19 protein-coding genes are annotated in these 22,308 nt (G+C 45.7%); 11 read left to right on the top strand and 8 right to left on the bottom strand.

What is annotated here, in order from left to right:
* Nucleotides 1–66 precede the first annotated feature (66 nt).
* Nucleotides 67–591, bottom strand: a complete 525-nt coding sequence (locus tag BS614_RS23870) for a type 1 glutamine amidotransferase domain-containing protein (protein WP_036674874.1) — start codon at nt 589–591, stop codon at nt 67–69.
* 276 nt (nt 592–867) lie between these two features.
* On the opposite strand from BS614_RS23870, the gene BS614_RS23865 reads away from it, so the two are divergent.
* From BS614_RS23865 to BS614_RS23850, 4 genes are all read left to right on the top strand, one after another.
* Nucleotides 868–1,281 (top strand): hypothetical protein, encoded by a 414-nt coding sequence (locus BS614_RS23865; RefSeq protein WP_084174710.1) that lies wholly within the window; start codon nt 868–870, stop codon nt 1,279–1,281.
* Nucleotides 1,282–1,403: 122 nt separating this feature from the next.
* Nucleotides 1,404–1,751, top strand: a complete 348-nt coding sequence (gene ytxJ / locus BS614_RS23860) for a bacillithiol system redox-active protein YtxJ (RefSeq protein ID WP_074095785.1) — start codon at nt 1,404–1,406, stop codon at nt 1,749–1,751.
* Nucleotides 1,752–1,843: 92 nt separating this feature from the next.
* Nucleotides 1,844–2,857, top strand: a complete 1,014-nt coding sequence (gene ccpA, locus BS614_RS23855) for a catabolite control protein A (protein ID WP_036614690.1) — start codon at nt 1,844–1,846, stop codon at nt 2,855–2,857.
* Nucleotides 2,858–2,977: 120 nt separating this feature from the next.
* Nucleotides 2,978–3,673 carry a 5'-methylthioadenosine/adenosylhomocysteine nucleosidase gene (locus BS614_RS23850; RefSeq protein WP_074095784.1) on the top strand — a complete coding sequence of 232 codons (696 nt, stop codon included), beginning with the start codon at nt 2,978–2,980 and terminating at the stop codon, nt 3,671–3,673.
* Nucleotides 3,674–3,809: 136 nt separating this feature from the next.
* On the opposite strand, the gene BS614_RS23845 is transcribed toward BS614_RS23850, so the two are convergent.
* Entirely contained in the window at nt 3,810–4,442 is a 633-nt protein-coding gene (locus BS614_RS23845; RefSeq protein ID WP_074095783.1) for a GNAT family N-acetyltransferase, read from the bottom strand.
* 296 nt (nt 4,443–4,738) lie between these two features.
* Between BS614_RS23845 and acsA the strand changes: the two genes are divergently transcribed.
* Nucleotides 4,739–6,463: an acetate--CoA ligase gene (gene acsA, locus BS614_RS23840; RefSeq protein WP_074095782.1), complete on the top strand. Its 1,725-nt coding sequence runs from the start codon at nt 4,739–4,741 to the stop codon at nt 6,461–6,463.
* Nucleotides 6,464–6,701: 238 nt separating this feature from the next.
* Here the strand turns inward: acsA and BS614_RS23835 are convergent, their stop codons facing one another.
* From BS614_RS23835 to rpsD, 3 genes are all read right to left on the bottom strand, one after another.
* The gene (locus tag BS614_RS23835; RefSeq protein ID WP_074095781.1) at nt 6,702–9,797 is read right to left on the bottom strand and encodes a transglycosylase domain-containing protein; all 3,096 of its coding nucleotides are present in this window, start codon (nt 9,795–9,797) and stop codon (nt 6,702–6,704) included.
* A gap of 229 nt (nt 9,798–10,026) precedes the next feature.
* A complete protein-coding gene (locus BS614_RS23830; RefSeq protein ID WP_074095780.1) occupies nt 10,027–12,132 on the bottom strand; it encodes a methyl-accepting chemotaxis protein in 2,106 nt (701 codons plus the stop codon).
* Nucleotides 12,133–12,320: 188 nt separating this feature from the next.
* Nucleotides 12,321–12,920, bottom strand: a complete 600-nt coding sequence (rpsD, locus tag BS614_RS23825; protein WP_017687421.1) for a 30S ribosomal protein S4 — start codon at nt 12,918–12,920, stop codon at nt 12,321–12,323.
* Between the two features lie 465 nt (nt 12,921–13,385).
* Here rpsD and BS614_RS23820 point away from each other — a divergent pair, with 465 nt between their 5' ends.
* The 5 genes from BS614_RS23820 (at nt 13,386) to BS614_RS23800 (ending at nt 18,455) form a co-directional block, all read left to right on the top strand.
* The gene (locus BS614_RS23820; protein ID WP_074095779.1) at nt 13,386–15,377 is read left to right on the top strand and encodes a sensor domain-containing diguanylate cyclase; all 1,992 of its coding nucleotides are present in this window, start codon (nt 13,386–13,388) and stop codon (nt 15,375–15,377) included.
* Between the two features lie 100 nt (nt 15,378–15,477).
* The gene (locus BS614_RS23815; RefSeq protein WP_074095778.1) at nt 15,478–16,368 is read left to right on the top strand and encodes a hypothetical protein; all 891 of its coding nucleotides are present in this window, start codon (nt 15,478–15,480) and stop codon (nt 16,366–16,368) included.
* Nucleotides 16,369–16,479: 111 nt separating this feature from the next.
* On the top strand, nt 16,480–17,595 hold the full coding sequence (locus tag BS614_RS23810) for an aminopeptidase (RefSeq protein ID WP_074095777.1): 1,116 nt from the start codon (nt 16,480–16,482) through the stop codon (nt 17,593–17,595).
* A 96-nt stretch (nt 17,596–17,691) separates the two neighbouring features.
* Nucleotides 17,692–17,937, top strand: a complete 246-nt coding sequence (locus BS614_RS23805; protein WP_036614658.1) for an HPr family phosphocarrier protein — start codon at nt 17,692–17,694, stop codon at nt 17,935–17,937.
* Between the two features lie 224 nt (nt 17,938–18,161).
* A complete protein-coding gene (locus BS614_RS23800; RefSeq protein WP_017687426.1) occupies nt 18,162–18,455 on the top strand; it encodes an Fpa/YlaN family protein in 294 nt (97 codons plus the stop codon).
* 378 nt (nt 18,456–18,833) lie between these two features.
* On the opposite strand, the gene cax is transcribed toward BS614_RS23800, so the two are convergent.
* Complete coding sequence (gene cax, locus BS614_RS23795) at nt 18,834–19,904, bottom strand: calcium/proton exchanger (RefSeq protein WP_074095776.1); 1,071 nt, start codon at nt 19,902–19,904, stop codon at nt 18,834–18,836.
* A 183-nt stretch (nt 19,905–20,087) separates the two neighbouring features.
* Here cax and BS614_RS23790 point away from each other — a divergent pair, with 183 nt between their 5' ends.
* Nucleotides 20,088–20,450 (top strand): Asp23/Gls24 family envelope stress response protein, encoded by a 363-nt coding sequence (locus tag BS614_RS23790; protein ID WP_017687428.1) that lies wholly within the window; start codon nt 20,088–20,090, stop codon nt 20,448–20,450.
* A gap of 129 nt (nt 20,451–20,579) precedes the next feature.
* Here BS614_RS23790 and ftsW read toward each other — a convergent pair whose 3' ends face one another.
* A complete protein-coding gene (gene ftsW / locus BS614_RS23785) occupies nt 20,580–21,869 on the bottom strand; it encodes a putative lipid II flippase FtsW (RefSeq protein WP_074095775.1) in 1,290 nt (429 codons plus the stop codon).
* Between the two features lie 13 nt (nt 21,870–21,882).
* Complete coding sequence (locus BS614_RS23780) at nt 21,883–22,230, bottom strand: YugN family protein (protein ID WP_074095774.1); 348 nt, start codon at nt 22,228–22,230, stop codon at nt 21,883–21,885.
* Between the last annotated feature and the right edge of the window lie 78 nt (nt 22,231–22,308).

Genomic DNA, 22,308 nt, shown 5'->3' with positions numbered 1-22,308 from the left:
TTATTTATTGGAGTACTTGTTATATAAAACAACCCCACTGTGCATGAGAGCACAATGGGGTTATTTTTACTTGTCAGCGAGTGCATCACAGAATGCCTTGCCATAAGGGGGAAGGTCAGGCGGACGACGTGCTGAGATGATATGTCCATCAACAACAACGGCTTCATCTTTCCAGATAGCACCTGCATTTTCCATGTCATCCCGAATGCCTGGTGTAGAGGTTACTGTAACTCCGTCCAGAATTTTGGCAGAAATCAGTACCCAGCCCGCATGACAGATCTGTCCAATCGGTTTCCGATCTGCATTCATTTCCTTCACAAGCTCCAGTACCTTGGGATAACGACGCAGCTTGTCCGGCGCCCAGCCGCCTGGCACGAGAATGCCATCGTAATCTGAACTGTCAAGTTCATCGAAACTGTATTCGGCTTCAGCAGGCACACCATATTTGCCAATATAGGTTTTTCCTTTTTTCTCTCCAGCAAGATGCACTTCTGCACCTTCTTCACGAACCCGATGTACAGGGTACCACAATTCCAAATCCTCGAATTCTTCATCGACCAGAGCGATGACTTTTTTACCAGTTAATCTCATGTCCATCTCTCCTTTTTGCGGTGATTAGGTCTGTTGCGTCTTTAATTGTAACAGATTCTCCAAGGGACTTCATGGAAGTGCATATTCAGTTTGGAGGAAGCGATTACAAGTCAGTGACTGCCTGCATTCGACAACCTTCATCTGGAGGGAGTGGTAATTTGTGCAACCTTTCGTTAATAGCAGGATTTGAGCCGAAATAGGTCGAATGGTACTTATATAGAGTACAGAACGAATGAGGTGATGGTGGTGCGCAAGTCGTGCAGATGTGGACATGTAATGGAGTTGGAATTAAGAACAGTGGTATACGCCAAAAAAGTGGAGATTCGAAACGTACCCGTATTTGCGTGTACAGACTGTGTATCATACGAAGTGCTTCCGCCGGTCAAGCCGGACTTAACAGAATGCATAAGCACATTGGGTGAACAGCCCGTGAAGCAAGACGTATCTTTTGGTGAACGTAATGAACTGGCAGACCTGTTTCATGAGTTACTGCTGGCCTGGCCGGATGCGACCGATCGGGAGATGGAATATCGAATGCAGCAAGCAGTGGAGGAGCGTATCAATCTGCTGCTGGACATTATGGGTTACGCAACGAAGTCTGGTGATGCAGCGTGGATTGAGACCACGGAGCGTAGATTAAGTCAATTATCCGGATTTGTGTGGCAGGAGTACTTCTCAAATGCTGTCTAATTTTGACGTGTAAAATGCTTGTTTTCATGAAAATTGGCTTTTTCGCGCACTTTTTGTTAAGATATCGAAGAGTGAAAACGCTCAACATAGCGGTATTCCTGGTAAAGGGGGATGTATATCTAATGGCTGACATGACTAAAATGACAAGTATTGAACAGCTAAACTCCGCAGTGGAGGCTACCAAGGATCAACCCTTGCTTCTGTTTAAGCATAGCACGCGCTGTCCGATCAGCTCGAACGCTTATCAGGAGATGAACGATTATTTGCTTAACAATGCCAATGAACAAGTGAAATATGGCATCATCTATGTTGTGGAAGATCGCCCGGTATCGAATGAAGCAGCAGAAAAGCTGGGTGTTAAGCACGAATCTCCACAGGCAATCCTGATCAAAAAGGGAATTCCTGTATGGCATACTTCCCATTCAGATATTACTAGAACCACACTTACGAATGTTTTGAGTGAGTCCTAAAGCCTATTTTAATTGATTAATGCAAAAATTTGTCGTAATATAAATCTTAATGAAAATGGTATGAAAATTTACTGGTAATGGAGAGAAGTACTGTGACGGTAACCATTTATGATGTGGCACGTGAAGCTGGAGTGTCTATGGCAACGGTATCACGGGTAGTTAACAATAACCCTAATGTCAAACCGCAAACGCGGAAAAAAGTATATGAAGCCATCGAACGGTTGGGATATCGTCCGAATGCGGTAGCCAGAGGTCTGGCAAGCAAGAAAACAACCACGGTCGGGGTTGTTATTCCGGATATTTCGAACTCAACCTTCGCGGAGATTGCCCGCGGAATTGAAGATATTGCGAATATGTATCACTACAATATTATTTTGTGTAATGCAGATAAGAAGAAAGAAAAAGAAATTCGTGTTATTAACACGTTGCTCGAAAAGCAAGTAGACGGACTGCTCTTCATGGGTGGAACAGTAACGGACGAACACATTCAGGCGTTCCAGTCTGCGGCTGTGCCGATCGTACTTTGTGCAACAAGTGATGAGAAGGGCACATTTCCTTCAGTGGATATTGATCATGAGGCGGCTGCGTTTGACGCGGTAAACACCCTGATTCGTCATGGACACAAGGAAATTGCGATGATCAGTGGTACACTGCAAGATCCGGCGAATGGATATGCCCGTTTCCAAGGATACAAAAAAGCACTGGAAGCAGCGGGGATTGAATACCAGGAGGATCTTGTTCGAATTGGTAACTATCGATATGAATCCGGTGTGGAAGCAATGAAATATTTCCTTGGACTCAAGAAAAAACCATCAGCTATCTTTGCTGCTACAGATGAAATGGCCATTGGTGCCATTCACAGCATTCAGGATGACGGTCTGAAAGTACCGGATGACTTCTCCATTATTAGTGTGGATAACATCCGTATGGCTTCCATGGTGCGTCCTCAGTTGACAACAGTGGCTCAGCCAATGTACGACCTTGGCGCAGTAGCGATGCGTTTGCTGACCAAGTTGATGAAGAAAGAAAATGTGGAGAACCCACGGGTTATTTTGCCGCATGAAACGATTCTTCGTCTGTCTGTAAGTCACGCAGATGTAGTTTAATCGGGATTATATACAGTAAGGGAGAAGTCATTCTCTCTACATAGTGGATATGCGAAAGCTCCGGAGACGGAGCTTTTGTGCTGAATTAGTTTAAAAATGAAAAACAGGGGGTATCGGAAGATGCGTGAAACGATTGGGATTATCGGAGCGATGGATGAGGAAGTCGAGCTTTTGCTGGCAGGTATGAAGCAGCTTGAGACGGTCAAACAAACCGGCATTACATACGTTGCAGGTGAGTGGCTTGGCAAGCAAATTGTCGTGTGCAAATCTGGCGTAGGTAAAGTAAATGCAGCGGTTACGACGCAGATCTTGATTGATCGTTTTCAGGTTAATCGGATTATCTTCACAGGTGTTGCGGGTGCAGTTAACCCGGAGTTGAACATTGGGGATATGGTTATATCGTCTGTATGTGTTCAGCACGACATGGATGTAACGCCACTGGGGTTCGCACGCGGGGTTATTCCTTACCAGGAGACATCTGCATTCCCTGCCGAGGCTTCGCTTATTACACTGGCTGAAGAAGCGTGTAAAGCACAGGGAGCCAATTACCTGATCGGTAAAGTGTTATCTGGAGACCAATTTATTGCAAATAAAGATACAGTTAACATGTTATATACTGAGATGGACGGTGCATGTGCGGAGATGGAAGGGGCTGCAGTTGCTCAGGTCTGTTACATGAATCGAGTACCGTTTGTTGTCCTGCGTGGGATGTCAGATAAAGCGGATGGTTCGGCGCATGTTAACTTTGCTGAATTTACCGTGGAATCTTCGCAGCGTTCACATCGTATTGTGGAGCATATGTTAGAAAATATGTAATGACATAAGCTTATATTGCAATACCCATCCGAAATCCATGAAAAACCGCCTTCGATTAGCTGTTCCATGAGGTATGGAGCAACGCTGCGAGAGGCGGTTTTTGTTATGTATATCGTTTTTCGAACAGATCATCGAATTAGTACATGAACCGATGGCGGAAGCGTACCCGATCAAACTGTTCTTCCGATGTGATGGGCACCTGACTTCCGATACGTACCATCAAACAGTTCGCAGGATGTGAACAGATTTCGGGGTCGTCTGTTGCATACCAGGTCATGTCGATCGTTTCCATCAGCCTCTCCATCATTTTGCGATAATCCCATACGTTTAGTCCGCTGCCCTTCAGATCCCAATGCCAATAATATTCTGTGGTGAAAATAATGTAGTTCTCCATGTATTTATCTTCCAAAGCGGTAAGTAACATCTCACGTCCAATGCCAAGCGAGCGATAGTCGTCCGCAACCTCGATTGCCCCAAGCTCTATCAGATCAGTCATATTGCCCTCGGACCAGCGTTCACAATCATCCGCATAGTGAAAGGTTACATAGCCGATAATCGTTTCATTTTCATGTGCAATGATAATTCGCCCTTCAGGCAATGCTGCGATCTCGGCCAGAGCTTCTTGCTGCTCCGTTGGGCGCCGAAAGGCATCCAGATCCGGATGGAAGGCAAGACGGGTTATCTCCTCGGCCTGCACGGGGCCTTCAACAGTAATTCGGTGGCCGTACTTGAAGATGGAACGCATATGATGTTCTTTGATATGTTCCATGGTTCATGCTCCTCTCTTTCCTACTTATAGAGGTTGTTCCAAAAAGAACGCTATAGCAAAAATCCAAAAAATTGAAAAGCCATAGACGACAATTGAAAAGATTTGCTATAATTGCGTAGACAAAAAATGTTCACAATTCAATACAGTATAGTTAACATCTGTTTGGCCGAGCAAGTACATGATGAGAAGTTCTCTCTACTAATGTAAGCGCTAACTGGAAGTTCAGTCAACACAAAGGCAATGAGAAGTGACCCCTAACGGGAATCGAAATGTCGAGTTGAAGGAGGCTGGCAAGCATGAGTCAAGCACATGGTGAGATGCTGCAAACGGTTGTGTCTGAATCTAATCTGGGCGATTACACGGAGGCGAGAAGCCGGTTCGATTGGGAATCGGTGGAAAGGCACTTTACGTGGCACGCCAGCGGAAAAGTAAACATGGCGCATGAAGCGATTGATCGTCATGTACTGGAAGGAAGGGGCGGAAAAACCGCTTTATTGTATAGCGATGCTTCACGTGAAGAGTCCTATACTTTTGCTGATCTGAGTGAACAGTCGAGTCGGTTCGGGAACGTTCTCCGCAAATATGGCATAGCCAAAGGGGAACGAGTGTTTATTTTTATGCCTCGAAGTCCTGAGCTGTATTTTAGTCTCCTGGGTATATTGAAAGCTGGAGCCATCGCGGGCCCGTTGTTCGAAGCTTTTATGGAAACGGCTGTGAAGGATCGGCTGGAGGATAGCGGAGCAGTAGCGCTCGTCACCACTCCGGAATTGCTAAAACGCATCAAACGTTCCGAATTGCCCGAGCTCAAACATATATTTATTGTGGGTGGGGGCGCGCAGACTGAGGAGGGACTCATCGATTTTGATGCAGAGATGTCTGCCGCTTCGGATGAGATGGAAGTAGAGTGGCTGAATCGTGAGGATGGTTTGCTTATTCATTATACCTCAGGCTCTACGGGTAAACCCAAAGGGGTGTACCATGTTCAAAATGCCATGATTCAGCACTATTATACAGGTAAGGTTGTTCTGGATTTACGTGAGGATGATGTATACTGGTGCACTGCTGACCCTGGTTGGGTGACGGGCACCTCTTACGGTATCTTTGCTCCATGGCTCAACGGAGTAACCAATGTGATACGGGGTGGTCGTTTCAGTCCTCAAGATTGGTACAGCACCATCCAGAAGAACAAAGTCACGGTCTGGTACAGTGCGCCAACGGCCTTCCGTATGCTGATGGGAGCGGGAGAAGAGACCATTGCCCAGCATGATCTGAGCAGTCTGCGTCATGTCATGTCTGTCGGTGAACCGCTCAATCCGGAGGTTGTTCGTTGGGGGTGGAAAGCCTATGGTCAGCGGATTCATGATACATGGTGGATGACGGAAACAGGTGCACAGCTGATCTGTAACTATCCCGGAATGCCGATTAAGCCTGGCTCCATGGGACGTCCGTTGCCTGGAATCGATGCAGCGATTATTGATGATCGCGGGCAGGAATTACCGCCGTACAGTATGGGTAATCTGGCCATACGGGCACCTTGGCCATCCATGATGGCGAAGATCTGGAATAACCCGGTGAAATACGAGGAGTATTTCAGGCTTACGGGCTGGTATGTATCCGGTGACTCCGCTTATATGGATGAAGAAGGATATTTCTGGTTCCAGGGACGTATTGATGATGTGATTAATTCGTCAGGCGAGCGTATCGGCCCCTTTGAGGTCGAGAGCAAGCTTGTGGAGCATCCTGCGGTAGCAGAGGCGGGTGTAATCGGTAAGCCGGATGTGACACGTGGGGAGATCATCAAGGCCTTTGTGGCGCTTCGTGAAGGATATGAGGCGACACCGGAGCTGAAAGAAGAGATCTATCGTTTTGTCAAAGAGGGCCTGTCTGCCCACGCTGCTCCGCGTGAGATTGAGTTCAAGGATAAACTGCCCAAGACACGTTCCGGCAAGATCATGCGCCGTGTGCTGAAGGCCTGGGAGCTTGATCTGCCAACAGGAGATCTATCCACCATTGAAGACTAACGCGACAGTGCTAGGATCATCAATGTGTTGGTATCGATGGTGATACGAATGACTGTGGGGAGAAGTTAATACTCTACGAAGCCAAATACAGTGACTCTACCCATTAAAATGGATTGTAAAAGCCTGCTTTATGCCAATGGCATGAAGCAGGCTTTTTGGCTGCTGTAAATACAAATAAAAAGCCGCACACTCAGATACAGTCTGAGGATGCGGCTTGTTTTGGAACGCTATGCCTGAATCAGGGTAGAAAATGTATGGCTGCAGAAGGTTCGGATTCACCCGCACTGTTGCTGGCAGATACCTTGAACCATCCACTGGTCGATGCGGGTACTCCATAATCCATGGTATTTCCCGCTGTTGTTCCGATTTTGGTATAAGGAGCCGAGCCTGTTTCACTGTAATATACAGTATAACTATCTGCGTTTGGACTGGACGCCCATTGAATACGCAGTCCTTGAGTGAGGGCAGATACGCTGACTTGACCAGGTGTGCCTGGGGCTGTCGTTGTTGTATTATCGGTCTGCGTTTCTCCCGGCGTAACGACTGTACCTGGAACTTCAATCGGTTCATCAATCTCTTCTTCCACAGGAGGAGCTACACCAGCACTATTTACTGTAGCGCTAGGAGCAGACTCTCTGCCGGCAACATCCACTGCCGTTACATAGAAGGCGAAGTTACCGCCTTGCGCTGCATATGCAGAGAATGATCTGGATTCACCAGTCAGGACAACCTGACCCTGGTTCTGGAATCCTCCACCGTTTACAGAACGGTACAGACGATAACCCACGACATCATTTTCAGGTGTGGCATTAAATGTAATGACAGCTCTGTCACCCGAGGTTGAGATGCGTACGTTGCCTGGTGCATCAGGAGCTTTGCCGTTATCTGTCCTTGGATCAATCTGTGTTGGCATGTCTGCACCAGCATCTTCAGGAAGATAATAAGCAAGTGACTCATGTCGACTCATACGTGAGAATGCATTTTGCAATTCTTTGATGAGATCCGAGATTGGTTTTTTACGCTTGATTACTGTTTTTTCCTTCAACATGTCCGAAGGTGTTCCGTCACGCGGAATATAGTTTACACCATTGTAAGTAATGTACCTGGCTTTGGCTACACCGTCATCGCTATCCTTCGGCACAAACTTGCTGTTGAAAATATCCGTAACAAATTTGTCAGTCATGGATGTTGGCAACTTGCCACTGTATGCAGACACCGTGCGCGTTTCGATGCCAGACGGTTTTTTGAATGAATCCGTAACGAACAGATCTTTTTGCGTATCGATCACTTCGTTCAGGATTTTCGACCACAGTTGCTGCGCACGTTTTCTCTGTGATTTACTTTCCAGCGTATTCACTGGCTGTTTGTATCCAACCCACACGCCAAGTGTGACATCTGGGGTATAACCTTCAAACCAGACATCTGCGTAGTTTTGAGTGGAACCTGTTTTACCTACGATTGGCACACTCTTGGAATATTTGTAATTTTCACGTACTTTATCTGCCGTTCCTTCTGTAATAACGGTCCGCAGCATATCGGTCATCAGGTATGCTGTCTGCTCCGAGAAGGCTTGGACAGGTTCAGTATCATGTTTATAAACGATGTTTCCTTTGGAATCTACAATTTTGCTAATCATGTAAGAATCGTTATATACACCATTATTGGCGATAGCACCATAGGCACTGGTTAATTCTTCAACGGTTACACCGTATTGGAGACCACCGAGAACACCGGTCTGAGCCTGATAGTCTTCCTTCTGAATGGTGGTAATCCCCAGTTTTTTGGCGAAGGTCCAAGCCTTCTCGATCCCTACTTCTTCATTAAACAACTTCAGAGCCGGTATATTAAGAGAATAATTCAGTGCTCTGCGCGCAGTGACCAGTCCCTGATACCGGTTGTTGGCATTCTTGGCAATGTGGTAGCCGCTCGGACCATTTTTGAGAATGATCGGTGAGTCATCAATAATTGAAGCTGGCTGAACAAGACCTTCATCTAGCGCAGGAAGATAAGCGGCTATAGGTTTCATCGTTGAACCTGGCTGACGTATCATCTGCGTTGCGTAGTTCATCTGTTCATCCTGGAAATCCCGGCCCTCAATCATACCCAGAATAGCACCGGTTTTGTGATTAATCAGCATGGCAGCAGTTTGTTCTTTTCCTTTGACAGGATCATCTACTGAGAAATTGCTGTCATCTTCCGCAATGGTACGCATCGTTTTGTAGATACTTTTGTTGATGGTCGTGTATATACGATATCCACCTGTCCGCAGTTGCGTCTGAGCTTCCTCTAATAATGCACTGCTTTCCTTCTGAGGTGTGTCTGCATCCGTAGCTTTGTCTGTAGATTCAGCTGTGTCGGAATTCATCTGTTTCATCAAAATCTGTGCAGCTTGTCGTTCCGTTTCCATCATAAGATATGGATAAGTGTTGTAAGCCTTGATGGTCTTCGGAGCGAGTGAGCTTTTGATATCAAAAGCTAGAGCTTCGTCATGCTCGGACTGATTGATTTTGCCCAGTTCAAGCATACGGCGTAATACCAGATGCTGACGGTTGATTGCGCGGTCAAAATTTTCCTCTACAAAATCGCCTTTACCGTTAAAGGCAGAGTAAGAGGAGGGGAGTTGTGGCAATCCAGCAAGATAAGCAGCCTGAGCGATGTTGATTTTTTCTAGATCGTTAATATTGAACAATCCTTTGGCGGCCGCTTTGATTCCGTAAACGTTGTATCCGCTGGAACCATTACCAAAAGGAACTTTGTTCAGATAGGCTGTCATAATCTCGTCTTTGGTCAGGAAACGTTCGAGTCGGAGTGAGAGCAAGATTTCTTTCACTTTCCGATCTTCCGTGCGATCCAGATTCAAAAACACACGACGCGCCAATTGCTGAGTCAGTGTACTACCGCCGGTTTGTACTGATTCTTTCAGCACTTTTTGTTTCACGGCACGTAGTGTCCCGCTCATGTCTACACCTTTATGTTCGTAAAAATGATTGTCTTCAATCGAAATGACAGCATCAATAACCTTTTGTGGGATCTGGTCCGTAGTGACCGGACGCCTGTCTTCTTCCGTACGTAATTGACCGATCGGACTGCCGTCGGCAAAGTAAGCAAAGCCTGTGATGGAGTTTTCGCTGACTTTTTGTTCAATCAGGGCCCTTGAACGGACAGGCTCGTCTTTCACAATGGAACTGACGTATCCCATCAAAGCACCGCCTACAAATAGTGCCCCCATAAATCCAAGGACAACCATCCATTTGACGAAACTTCCCAGTCTGCGGGCAAAGCTGCGTTTGCGTACAGGCTGTTCATCGGGCTTTTTCTTATTAACATCAACCATTCAGTGTCTTCCTCCTTTTAACAGCACTTATTATAGCATAAAAAGGCGGGTTTGCATGCCTGAGAAATACAAGTAATGGTCGAAATTTGCCATTCTGCCATGCATTATGCTATATATCATGCGATATTGAAGCACATTTCATGAGTTGTAAGCCAAAATAAGCAGGCCACCTCCATGCTGAGGTGCATAGGGTGACCTGAATGATTAGTCGTATTGGAGGTCTTCTACATTAGGTTTTGAAGCGTTGAATCAGCTCTAATAGTTCCTGGGTAAGATTAGCCAGTGAGGCAGATGCCGCCGTAATCTCTTCCATGGATGCGAGTTGTTCTTCAGAGGCAGAGGCAACACGAGTTGCGTGATCTGCTGTCTCATGACCAATGGTTTTGAGTTGCACTAACGTGGCATCAACCTGTTGTGATCCAGCTGACATCTGCTGCGCAATGGCTGAGACATGCTCAATCTGCTCATTAACATCTGAAATCTGTGATGAAATCGAGAGGAATAGTTCACCACTCTCATTAATCACTTCCGCTATATGGCTCACCTCGGCATTCCCATGTTCCATATTTCCAACGAGAGAAAGGACCTCTTGCTGAACGCTATGAATTAACTCTGCAATCTGCGCTGCTGATACTCTGGATTGTTCAGCCAGATTACGAATCTCGGAAGCAACAACACCGAATCCGCGCCCGTGTTCACCTGCTCGCGATGCTTCAATGGAAGCATTAAGGGCAAGTAGGTTGGTTTGACGGCTAACTTCCGTGATCATGCCTGTAATATGGCCAATCTCTTCCGAACGTTGGCGGAAATTCTCCAGTGCGGTCATCGACGTCTGCACAGAAGAAGTGGCACTATCGACCATACGCATGGCGGACTGAATCTTATCAGTTCCGATGGTTGTTCGTTCGGCCACAGTTCGCGATGAATCGGATACATCGGAGGCGGCCTTTGCAATTCTTCCGATCCCTGCAGATATTTCATTCATGGAACGGGAGGACTCTTGCAGCTCCTGCACCTGTTTACCTGCTTTATCTGCAAGTTCGACTCCTGTTAATGCAATCAGTTCGGCTGCTTTACCTGTTTCTTCGGCACCTGCGGTCAACTGTTGAGAGGTGGAGCCGACAGATAAAGCATGTTCGGATATAACCGATATGGTATGACGCAGGGTATCCATCATCTGATTCATATGACCCGCCATGATGCCAAATTCATCTTTGGATCGTACAGGTAACTTTTGTGTCAAATCTCCGCCAGCCAGCTGTCCAGCGACGATATTGACTTGATTCAACTGTCTAACAATGGAGACGATGGTGTAGGTAACCACACCTGCAAGCAGAAGAACTGCCAGTGCGGCAATCAGTATGGACCAGTTCAAGCTGTCATAAAAGGGTTGAAGGATATGGCTCTTTGGCAGCGCCGATACAAGGTACCAGTTTGAATCTGTTCCTTGTAACTTGGCAGGCTCGGCAATAAACAGTTCTTCCCCTACTTCAGGGTCTGTAGCGTAAAACTGAGACTCACCAGATTGTATACGCTGAATGATCGTCTTCATCTCAGATGGAATTACGGCTCCTTCATGAGCCAGTTCCGGTTTGGAGCCGTGTGCAGCAATCTGTCCTTCACTAGTAATAAGCATGGCATAACCTTGATCCGGATTAAGTGATGCTATATTTTGCTGAAAACGATCAATGGTAAAGTCGGCCCCAACAATGCCCAAGAATTTTTTGTTTTCATCTAATAGAGGGAGGACAATCGAAACGAGTAGTGTTTCTTTTCCGCCAACCGTGTAGGTAACAGGCTCGGACCAATAGATGGATTTGGTTTTCTTTGGCTGCTGATAGTAAGTACTAGTTTCACCGCTTCCCTCATAAGTGGGCATAGGCTCAAAATGCAGGGAGTTGCCATCACGTATAACGTATGGAACGAATCGACCCGTAGCATCATCATATTCTTTTTTGTTGATGTGCTCCGCATCGTTTCCATCAAAGGCATTTGGTTCCCAGCCCGTATAAAAGCCAAAAACTTTCTCGTCCTTCTTCAGATATTGTTCAAGGAGTCTGACGACTTCTTCACGGTTGAGTGATCCGTTCTGAGCTGCATCCAATAACGTGGTACTCATGGTGTCCAACGTGTTTTTCACCTGATTAATGTCAGTCATAAACTCATTCGTAGCCCGGTTTGCTGCCTGTCCAGCAACGGTTTCGCCGTACTGGAGGCTTTTGTCGTAAATGGATTTGGTATTAAATGCAATCAGGGCTCCAATACAACAGAGTAATACGATCCCGAGTAAAAGTCCAAGCTTAACAGCGAGCTTGCGATTGCGAAAAAAATGCATGTTTTAATCCCCCTCGATGTCATTCTTGTGATGTATATATGGATGTGTGCTTCTCCTGAAGGGAGTCTATATTTTATATCGTTATTTACGTTCCTATAATGAAGATAATTAAAAAAAAGCATAGAAAAACAGCTGTCGAGAAAATCTCGACAGCTGTTTGGGTTGAAACTTTAATGTGATTGCAACGATTAACGGTTGTAGAACTCGACGATTTGTTTTTCATCGATGTCTTGGGACAATTCAGCACGCTCAGGCAAGCGGATGAATTTACCTTCTACAGCTGCTTCGTTGTATTCAACGTATGCTGGAAGATGCGAACGGCCTTCCAAAGCTTCTTTAATGGAAGAAAGAGCGCGGCTCTTCTCACGCAAGCCGATTACATCACCAGTGCTTACTTGGTAAGAAGCGATATCGACTTTTTTGCCGTTTACAGTTACGTGACCGTGTGCTACCAACTGACGCGCTCCAGCGCGGGAGTTAGCAAACCCAAGGCGGTAAACGAGGTTGTCAAGGCGGCACTCAAGCAAGAACATGAAGTTCTCACCGGCAATACCTTGCATTTTTTGAGCTTTAGAGAACAGTGTGCGGAATTGCTTCTCGCCCAAACCGTACATGTGGCGCAATTTTTGTTTTTCTTGCAATTGCATACCGTAGTTGCTGATTTTTCTGCGTTGGTTAGCTCCGTGCTGACCTGGAGGGAAAGGACGTTTCAATTCTTTGCCTGTTCCGCTAAGGGAAATGCCGAGGCGACGGCTCAATTTAAATTTAGGACCAGTGTAACGTGCCATGTTTAAAGTAGCTCCTTTTTAGTTAAAGTTCATATTAGGGCTCTGTTTGCGCTCCAATTTGTTGATGCGGGCTTGGCCTCGCATAGAACGATCAGGAAAGTTCAGCCGCTGTCCTGAAAGCAACAAAAAGAATGAGGGTGACACAACCGGTAATGCCCAAATTTAAAGACCCATTAGTAGTCTTCATCAACAATTTATATTACAGTTTAAGAGAAACAAAGTCAAGCGTAGAATAAAAGCAAAAAAACGTCTAAATTTGTCGATAGGTCATTGGGCCTAAAATAATGGGACAATTTTCTGAAATATGGATGCAAAAAAGCTTTAAACAGAGTAAAATAGATTGTATCTTAACTTTAAATCATCTTTATGTAACAAGGTTATCGCAACGAATTTGCAGGTTTGCGATAACGTCTGCAGATTAATGCATCCTGGTGGATGCAAAAACGGTGCAAAGGAGCGCCTGACATGTTAGAACATCTAAGAAGTTTACCTGCCAGCTTGAATTCACGAAGTTCGGGCGATTCCGCATCTTTTGCCGCTCCTCATTCTCATGAAGAGCATGTGTTGTGGATGCAAAAAATGGATATCACACCTTTTGATTTTTCATATTTAGGTAGCTTGCTAGAGCAGGCATACAGTGACTGGAACTCCAAAGTGGGTTCAAGGCTGGCCAGAACATCAACCTTTTACAGCGTGTGGAACACGGAAGGTGATTGCATAGGATACGATAGCGATCATGAAGCTGATTCGGGCGTAAATGCACGCAGGCTGGTATTGGAATGTTTGGATAAGAGACAGGTCCTGTCCCTTAAAGGGACAAGCGAACACGGAGAATATCTTATAATAACACATCCCTTATTCTCCAGAACTAACAAGGATATGTTTGCCGTATTCACTGCTGTGATCTATGAATCCAATGGATATGAAACGTCTGAAGCTGTGGTTCAATCTGAGGCATTGCATTATCACACCTGCTTTTACCGAAGATTCGAATACATATTTATGACGGACCTGTTACATGCTCATGAACAAACAGCCCGTGAGGAACACCGGAGGTCCATCCTCTTTCAGATTGTTCAGCGAATGCATGACAAAATGGATGTCGAGGCCATATTGGATGAGGTATTTGACAGTATGGACTACTTGTACCCGGCGACTTATATCAAATTGTATATGTCTCAGGATCAGAGCAACTCTGATCCACGGATTAAACCGTTGCTTGTCCACGAGCGAGGAGAAGATATTTGTGTGCGTTCATTTATGGAAGGTAAGCTGATCGTTGCTCGCTCACATGATGCAGAGAACCGCATTGTAGATGTAGGGATTCCGCTGAAAGGCAAACAAGGCATATACGGTGTGTTCCATATCGAAATGAATGAAGAGATTATGGAAGAATCGGACTTGCAATTGATTACGATGATGGTAGACACTGCAGGAACGGCCTTTGAGAACGCCAAGTTGCATGAACAATCCAATATGTTAATTCAGGAACTTCGTTTAATTAATGATCTTACACAGCGGTTGAACAAGAGTCTGCATCTTTCGGAGATTTATCAACTATCCGAGCAAGAGTTAAAGGAAATATTCCAGGCCGAAACGTGTTGCATTCTTCAACTCAATGACAGTACCAATGACTTCGAAGTCATGTCATCTAACGTGAAAGATGTTTTTCACCAATCCTTTTCTGTAGACTACGGTATCGCAGGTTTGATCTATCGAACAGAGGAACCGCTTATTATAGTCAATTATGCGCAATATGATAAAGTGTCCTCCTTTTTCATGGAAGATACGGGATCCATGTCACTGATTGCATCACCGATCCGAGTCAATGGTGAAGTGAAGGGTGCCATTTTGCTGGGACACAGTAGAGAGCACTACTTTTCTTATGATAACTATAGGCTCTTGCAGATGTTATCCATTCATATCGGGCTTGCCCTGTCAAATGCCACGCTGCATGCCGAGGTTCGGCGCTTGGCTAATCTGGATATGTTGACAGGTCTGTACGTGAGGCATTATCTGGATAGTGTGATTCACGAGCGACAGGCTCATGAATTCTGTGGCTCCCTCATTGTGGTGGATATTGATCAGTTCAAACAGGTGAATGATACGTTCGGACACCAGACGGGGGATCAAGTATTGAAGCAAGTGAGTGAGATCGTTACCAGCTCTGTTCGCTCGGAGGATGTATGTGCCAGATGGGGTGGAGAAGAACTGGCGATCTATATGCCACAGGTGAGTGTAAGGCAGGCGTTAGATTATGCGGAAGTGATTCGAAAGAGAGTCGCAGAAGAGACCAGACCACCCGTTACGGTATCCAGTGGCATCGCAGAGTGGAATTGGATGGATGAAAAGGTCAGTGTAGAGTCCTTGTTTTATCGGGCTGATATGGCTTTGTACAGCGCCAAGAATGGTGGTCGGAACAGAATCGTTGTAGAGGAACAGGAAGTAACACGTTAAGAGAGAACAATTCCAATTGCGGAGTCGTTCTCTTTTTTTTGTGCATCGCAGATCAAGATGTGTATAGAAGAAGTATAAGCGTATACGGGCGGGGCAATCTATGGAGAAAGTTCATGGAAGGGTGAAGATAGACATGTTTAACCGCCATTCGGTACGTACATTATGGTTATTTGTGAGCATCGTGATTATTGGTGTTCCGGGTTGTGGATTAATCCAGCGAGATCAAACGCCTGAAGAGGTCTTTTCCTTGGCTTTATCGGGGATAGCGGGAAAAGAAACGTTGAGTTTTGAAGGAGAGGCAGGACTTCGACGGGAGAACAGTGGGCTGTTCGAAAATCAGTTCAAATTCGAAGGCAAGCTGGAGAATCATGATCGTCTGACCCTTCAGACTCGATTACCTGGAGAAGTAACTGCTGTGGGGACAGGCATTCAAGCAACTGCCGTAAAAAATAATGGACAGCCCAGTGGGTTTAGCGCCTCTTTCGAGCGGAAACAAGGGCAATGGATGGCATTGTCAGCGCAGCATGAGCCGCTGCGTGGGTCTCTTTCTCGTTTTAATCCAATTGCCCAATTGGAGAAGATCGATGGGATGCACAAAACCATTCAATCGGAGTATGGAGCTGGTCGTCGAACCAGAACATTACGGATTGAACTTGCACCGGAAGACGCCAAATCATGGGCTGTAACCCAGCTAAACGACGAGATGAACGCCATTCGGGCAGAATATATGCATAAGGCAGCTACGGTGAAAGGAGCGCGTAAGGAGAAGCTTGAGAAGGATCTGGAGAAAGTTTGGAAACAGGGCGAAACAACGATGCAACAGATGATGAAACAAGCGAGCGTGCAGACGGTATATCATCTCACGGTAGATCGGAAGAGCAGTCTGCCTCTTCGCTTATCCTCTGAAAGTCAGATGAGTTACACAGACAACAACCGTAAAAGTAACAAAGAAGCCCTTGTCACCGATGTTAACTTCAAGTCATATCAATAAACGAAGTGAAGGACTGCCTGCTGACGGGATGACTGTTCGCGTGCTACAATAGTATCGTAATTTACCGTTGTTCAATTCAAGTATGGCAGATGACAGGAGGATTTTACCAAGATGAAAGACCCAAGAATTCAAAAGCTTGCAGCAAACCTGGTGGGCTATTCAGTAGATGTACAGCCTGGTGAAAATGTATTGGTTGAGATGATTGGATCGGAACGTGATCTGATTAACGCTATTATTGAAGAGGTAGGCAAAAAAGGTGGTAACGTCTTTGTACAGTTGACTGATAAAACCGTACAGCGTGCGATGTTGAAAAATGCCACAGAAGAAATGATGAAAACATGGGCAGAGATTGATCTGAACCGTATGAAACAGATGGATTGTTATATCGGTATTCGTGCGGGAGAAAATGTGAATGATCTGTCCGATGTGCCGGAAGAAAAAATGAAAATGTACAATTCATTGTACTCCCACCCGGTACATAGTGAACAACGTGTCAAACATACGAAATGGGTTGTACTTCGTTACCCTAACGCAAGTATGGCGCAACTCGCCAATACAAGTACAGAAGCGTTTGAAGATTTCTACTTCGACGTATGTAACCTGGATTACGCCAAAATGGACAAAGCGCAGGACTCGCTCGCTAACCTGATGAAGCGGACGGACAAAGTTCGTATCACCGGACCAGGAACAGAGCTGAGCTTCTCCATTAAAGATATCGGTGCAGAGAAATGTTCTGGCCAAAAGAATATCCCGGATGGCGAAGTGTACAGTGCCCCTGTGCGTAATTCCGTGAACGGAACGATTAGTTATAACTCGCCAACCCTGTACAATGGAGTGACTTTTGAAAATATCAAGTTCACGTTCAAGGATGGCAAAATCGTCGAAGCGACAAGCAACGATACAGAGCGTTTGAATGAAATCCTGAATTCGGATGAGGGTGCTCGTCATATAGGTGAATTCGCGATTGGATTTAACCCGCATATACTGCATCCGATGAAAGATATCCTGTTCGATGAAAAAATCGCAGGCAGCTTGCACTTTACGCCAGGTCAGGCGTATGAAGAAACTGACAATGGCAACCGCTCGTCCATCCACTGGGATCTCGTATTGATCCAGCGTCCGGATTATGGCGGCGGGGAGATTTATTTTGACGATGTGCTGATTCGTAAAGACGGTATCTTTGTCATTCCTGAGCTGGAATGCCTGAATCCGGACCATTTGAAGTAGGAACAGGATTTTGCTGTTGCTAGGAAAGCGGATTCACGGTATCATGTAGTGGTAATTAATAGATGATACCAATAGTAAAAAGACGGAGGGATTCCTATGTCGAGTAATAACGCGGCTGTAGTAGAAATTGCTCAAACAGCAGGCAAGTTTACTTCTTCAATCGTGCTTCATTCGGAGAACAAGTATATCGATGTGAAAAGTATTCTCGGATTGTTTACAACGCTGATCAGCACGCACAGCTATGAACTGCATGTTCATGGTCCAGATGCAGTTGAAGCAAAAGCAGCCATGTCAGAAGTATTTGCCAAGCATGGACTGAATGTAAGCATCGCATCTGAGTAATAGCTCTCAAGAAGCACCTTTGCCTTTTTGGCAGGGGTGTTTTTTGGCATGGAATGATCTGAATACTCGTCTGGACGTGGCTGGAACAGGTGGATTAAGCTTCAACAAAAGGCTTAACTTTGCGGGCTTATTTTGGTCAGGTTCTTGTATTAGCTCTTCATTTCGTCTAATATTAGAGGTAGAACGTCTTTACGCGATTTTTGGGACATAGGGGGGAAAAATGCATGACTTCATCTGATCTGCAGGACCAGCTGAATTTGAAAGCGATCAGTCTTCTTCAAGAAGATGCAGATAAAATACAGAAGCTTATTGAAGTACAGATGGAGAATCTGGCTACCCGCTACTGCCCTCTCTATGAGGAAGTATTGGATACACAGATGTATGGGTTCTCCAAAGAAGTTGATTTTGCTGTTCGTGCAGGGCTCCTTCCAGAAGGTGCAGGTAAGCAGCTGGTTAGCGCGCTTGAGCGGAATTTGGCAATTTTATATGAAGCCTTGAACAAGAAGAATGAGCAATAGCCTGCAAATGCGCGGGTCAGAATAGAAGGCATGCAGGCGTTTATGCATGCTTTTTTTGTGCGTCTGAACGGGGGATGGAGATACAAGCCAGCCGGAGGGCTCATACAAGCAAAGAGACAGCACCGAATGTAAATTCGGGCTGCCTCTTGTGGCTTGTATATTTTAGTGTTATATAAATTTAACTAAACATTTACACAAAACGGAGAGGACAGAAATAACCTGAAGAAGCGGAGCGTTCGCCTTTATCCCCGGATTTACCCCTTTATAAAAGGAATCAAAAAAATCAGGGGATAACAGCGATCGGAAGGTTGTTCTGTCATCGGAGTGTCCAGTGTAAATATTCTTTAGTTTAACTTATATAGCTTGGTGAGGGCCTGGTTACACCAGGAAGAAGGATACACCGAGTATGATATATACCACGAGCAGGAGTAAACCTTCGTACCAATTCGTTGAACCATCTTGGGTAATGGACTTCGCAATAAATACGGATACGCCGATGGCGACCAGTTCAATCGTTGTGAATACGATATCCATGGTTCTGCCTGTGAAGTAGCTGACAAAAATCAGTACAGGAGCAACGAAGAGTGCGATCTGCAAGCTGCTGCCAACCGCAATTTCAACGGCGGCTCCAATTTTATTTTTCATGGCAAGCATGATGGCTGCACTGTGTTCGGCTGCATTACCGATGATGGCGACAAGGAATGCACCGACAAACAGTTCGCTAAGTCCAAATTCCGAAGTGAAGACTTCGAGCGTGCCCACCAGCCATTCACTGACGAAGGCAACCATGACTGTTGCGAGCACCAGATAGAGAATTGATTTTTTCTTGGACCATGCCGGAGCATGCTCATGAGGTAGCTCTTCATCGCGATCCTCAGTGACGTCTGCGAGGTAGTTCTTATGTGTCACCATGGAGAATAGCAACCACGCAATATACGCGAGGATGAGCAATCCGGCCACGATGAGACTAAGTGTATTTGTGTCTTTCTGTGTAATGGAATGTGTGTTGAGAAAGACTGCCGGAATAAACAGGGCAATGATGGCAACAATCATCAGGGAACCATTCAGACCTGCAAGTGAAACATTATAATTCTGAATTTTGAACTTGAGTCCTCCGGCAAAAATACTTAACCCGAGCACTAACAGCAGATTTCCGATGATGGAACCTGTCAGACTAGCTTTGACCATGTCGAAGAGTCCCTCTTTGACGAGGAAAATGGCGATGATCAATTCGGCAGCATTGCCGAAGGTGGCATTCAAGAATCCACCCAGCCGCTGTCCGGCGTAGTGGGCCACATTTTCGGTGGCTTTGCCTAAAAAACCGGCCACAAAAATAACCGAAATGGCTGATATCACGAACTGTAGAATCGAATCCCATTTCATGTAGTGGGCGATGGCACTGAGTGCAAAGAACGCAATCAGCAAAATGGATGAAATCCGGTTTCTCACAACAAACACCTCGGTTATAAATTATTTTGTTTTGAATAACACTGTAAATCGCTTATGAGATTATTTTCATATTTCAATATAACCAAATGGTGGTAGGTTGTAAACGCATCTTTTTGAGTTTAATTTGCTTTTTGGGGTGGAAAGGATTTAAAATACGAGTAACGAAGTGAAGGAGGATGTGGCATGGCAGAACAACTTCAACTGGAGAGCGGAAACATCCGGATTGCCGATGACGTGGTTGCAAAAATTGCCGGAATGGCTGCAATGGAAACACCCGGAATTGCCGCAATGTCTGGAGGATTGTCAGAGGGCTGGGCGAAGCGACTCAGCGGTAAAAACGTACAGAAAGGCGTGAGCGTTGAGGTCGGCCAGCTGGAAGCAGCCATTGACCTGCGCATCATCGTCCTGTACGAAACCCCGATTCATGAAGTTTCCCGTATGCTTCAGCAGAATGTAAGAGAAGCGGTAGAGACCATGACCGGATTACGCGTGGTTGAAGTCAATGTAAAGGTAGAAGGCGTATCTTTCAAAGGCGACGATCTGTAGAAATCGCAATCCGCAATGGAGGACAGAGCGATATTGACCTGTTCTTCATCTTGATAGACAGAATAGTAACGAGTACACAGAAAAAGGCTGCGCATCCATTGGGTGCACAGCCTTTTTTGAGTTGCTTTTTTACCGAATCCGACGGATGGACTCCCGTGAACGAAGAGCAGGAGAGGTACGAGTCTGTGTCTGTACAGTCACTGACTTCGTTTTCTCTTCCTTGATCACGTCCAGATTGTTAGTACGTGAGATACTGAGCAGAATGCCCATGGCAACCATCATCACAAAGAGTGAGGTACCCCCATAACTGATAAATGGAAGCGTGACCCCCGTCACCGGAATGGTCTGAGTTACACCACCAATGTTGATAAATGCCTGAATCGCGATCAGTCCCATGATACCTATGCCGACCAGTGTTCCGAATGGATCGGGACAGCGAAGAGAGACAATGATTCCGCGCCAGATGAAGTACAGGTAAACTAGCAGGAATAATGCACTTCCGATGAATCCGAGTTCTTCCCCGATTACGGAGAAAATAAAGTCATTATACGCGTTTGGCAAATAATGCAGCTTCATCGTACCTTGTCCAATCCCGGAACCTGTCATGCCGCCATCACCAATGGCAACAAGAGAACGGTAGAGGTTAAGACTTCCGCCATTAATATCGGACATTGGATCAAGGAAAGCCTGAATACGTCCGATCTTGTAGTTCTGCTCCGCAGTGACTGCTGTTGTAGCAGTCGTTGTGTCGGAAGGAGACATGGAAGAAAACAGGGAATTCGCTCCGAACGCCAGTGCCCCACCGAGTACAACCAGGAGAATTGAACCCAGGATATGTTTCATACTGGCTCCACCGGCATAGATCAAGAGACCACAGGTGGACACCAGAATGAAGGTGGTACCGAAGTCTGGTTGCAGCATAATCAGCCCTGCGATGAATCCGACGATAAACAGGACGGGAAAATACCCTGTCTTGAAAACCCTGAAGCCTTCACCTTTTTTGGTGATCAGTGCAGAGAGGTATAGAATGATAGCAATTTTTGCGAATTCCGCAGGCTGAAGACTGAAACCAAAAATGTGAATCCAGCTTCGTGCACCGTTCAATACTGCACCTGAGATCAAAACAATCACCAGCATGACCGTAGTGAGCAGGAAAAAGGGTGCATAGAGCTTTTTGTACTTGTTGAAACGGATATTCATGGCAAAAAACATGCCAAATAGACCGATAATCGCCCACATAAGTTGTTTTTTCGTGAAGTAAAGGGCATCATTGTTAAATTTATCGCTTGCGATTGCAATGCTGGAACTGGAGCTGAATACCATCACCAGTCCAAAGCCCACCAACAATAAAGTGAGGATTAGCAGTTGAAAATCCGGCGTGCCTCTCTTCGTTTTCGTTTGGGCCGTTTGTTGTTTCATCGTTTGGCCCAGCCTATGCTTCCAGCAGTTCTTTAAGCTGCTGTAATTTTTCGGCTGCCAGCTTCACGACTGGTTGCGGAACGGAAGAGTCATAATCCAGGCCGTGAGGGAAAGTGGCTTTGCCAAGGTATACTGCTTCAACAGCAAGAACGGTATCCGGTTTTTCCAATTTGCCTTCCACAGCGCGGGTATTAATGCGTACAAAGTATTCTGAGTTGGTTTGTTCATCTTCAATTTTGTAGTCATATGTAGCACGGTAATATTCCCATTGCCACCGGACAAATCCGACTTTCTCGGCGCTCTCATCCAGGTATGCCAAGTCGCTCTTCAAGCCATCCAAGCCTGTATTCTCAAAAATCATAAGCGTTTGATCCTCCTCATAAGCTTCCGAGTATAATTTCTCGAGTATTTCTCTAGTTCATGATAGTATGTTTCCCCT

The organism is Paenibacillus xylanexedens (genome assembly GCF_001908275.1).
GTDB lineage: Bacteria > Bacillota > Bacilli > Paenibacillales > Paenibacillaceae > Paenibacillus > Paenibacillus xylanexedens_A.
This window is presented reverse-complemented; position numbering and strand designations above follow the sequence as displayed.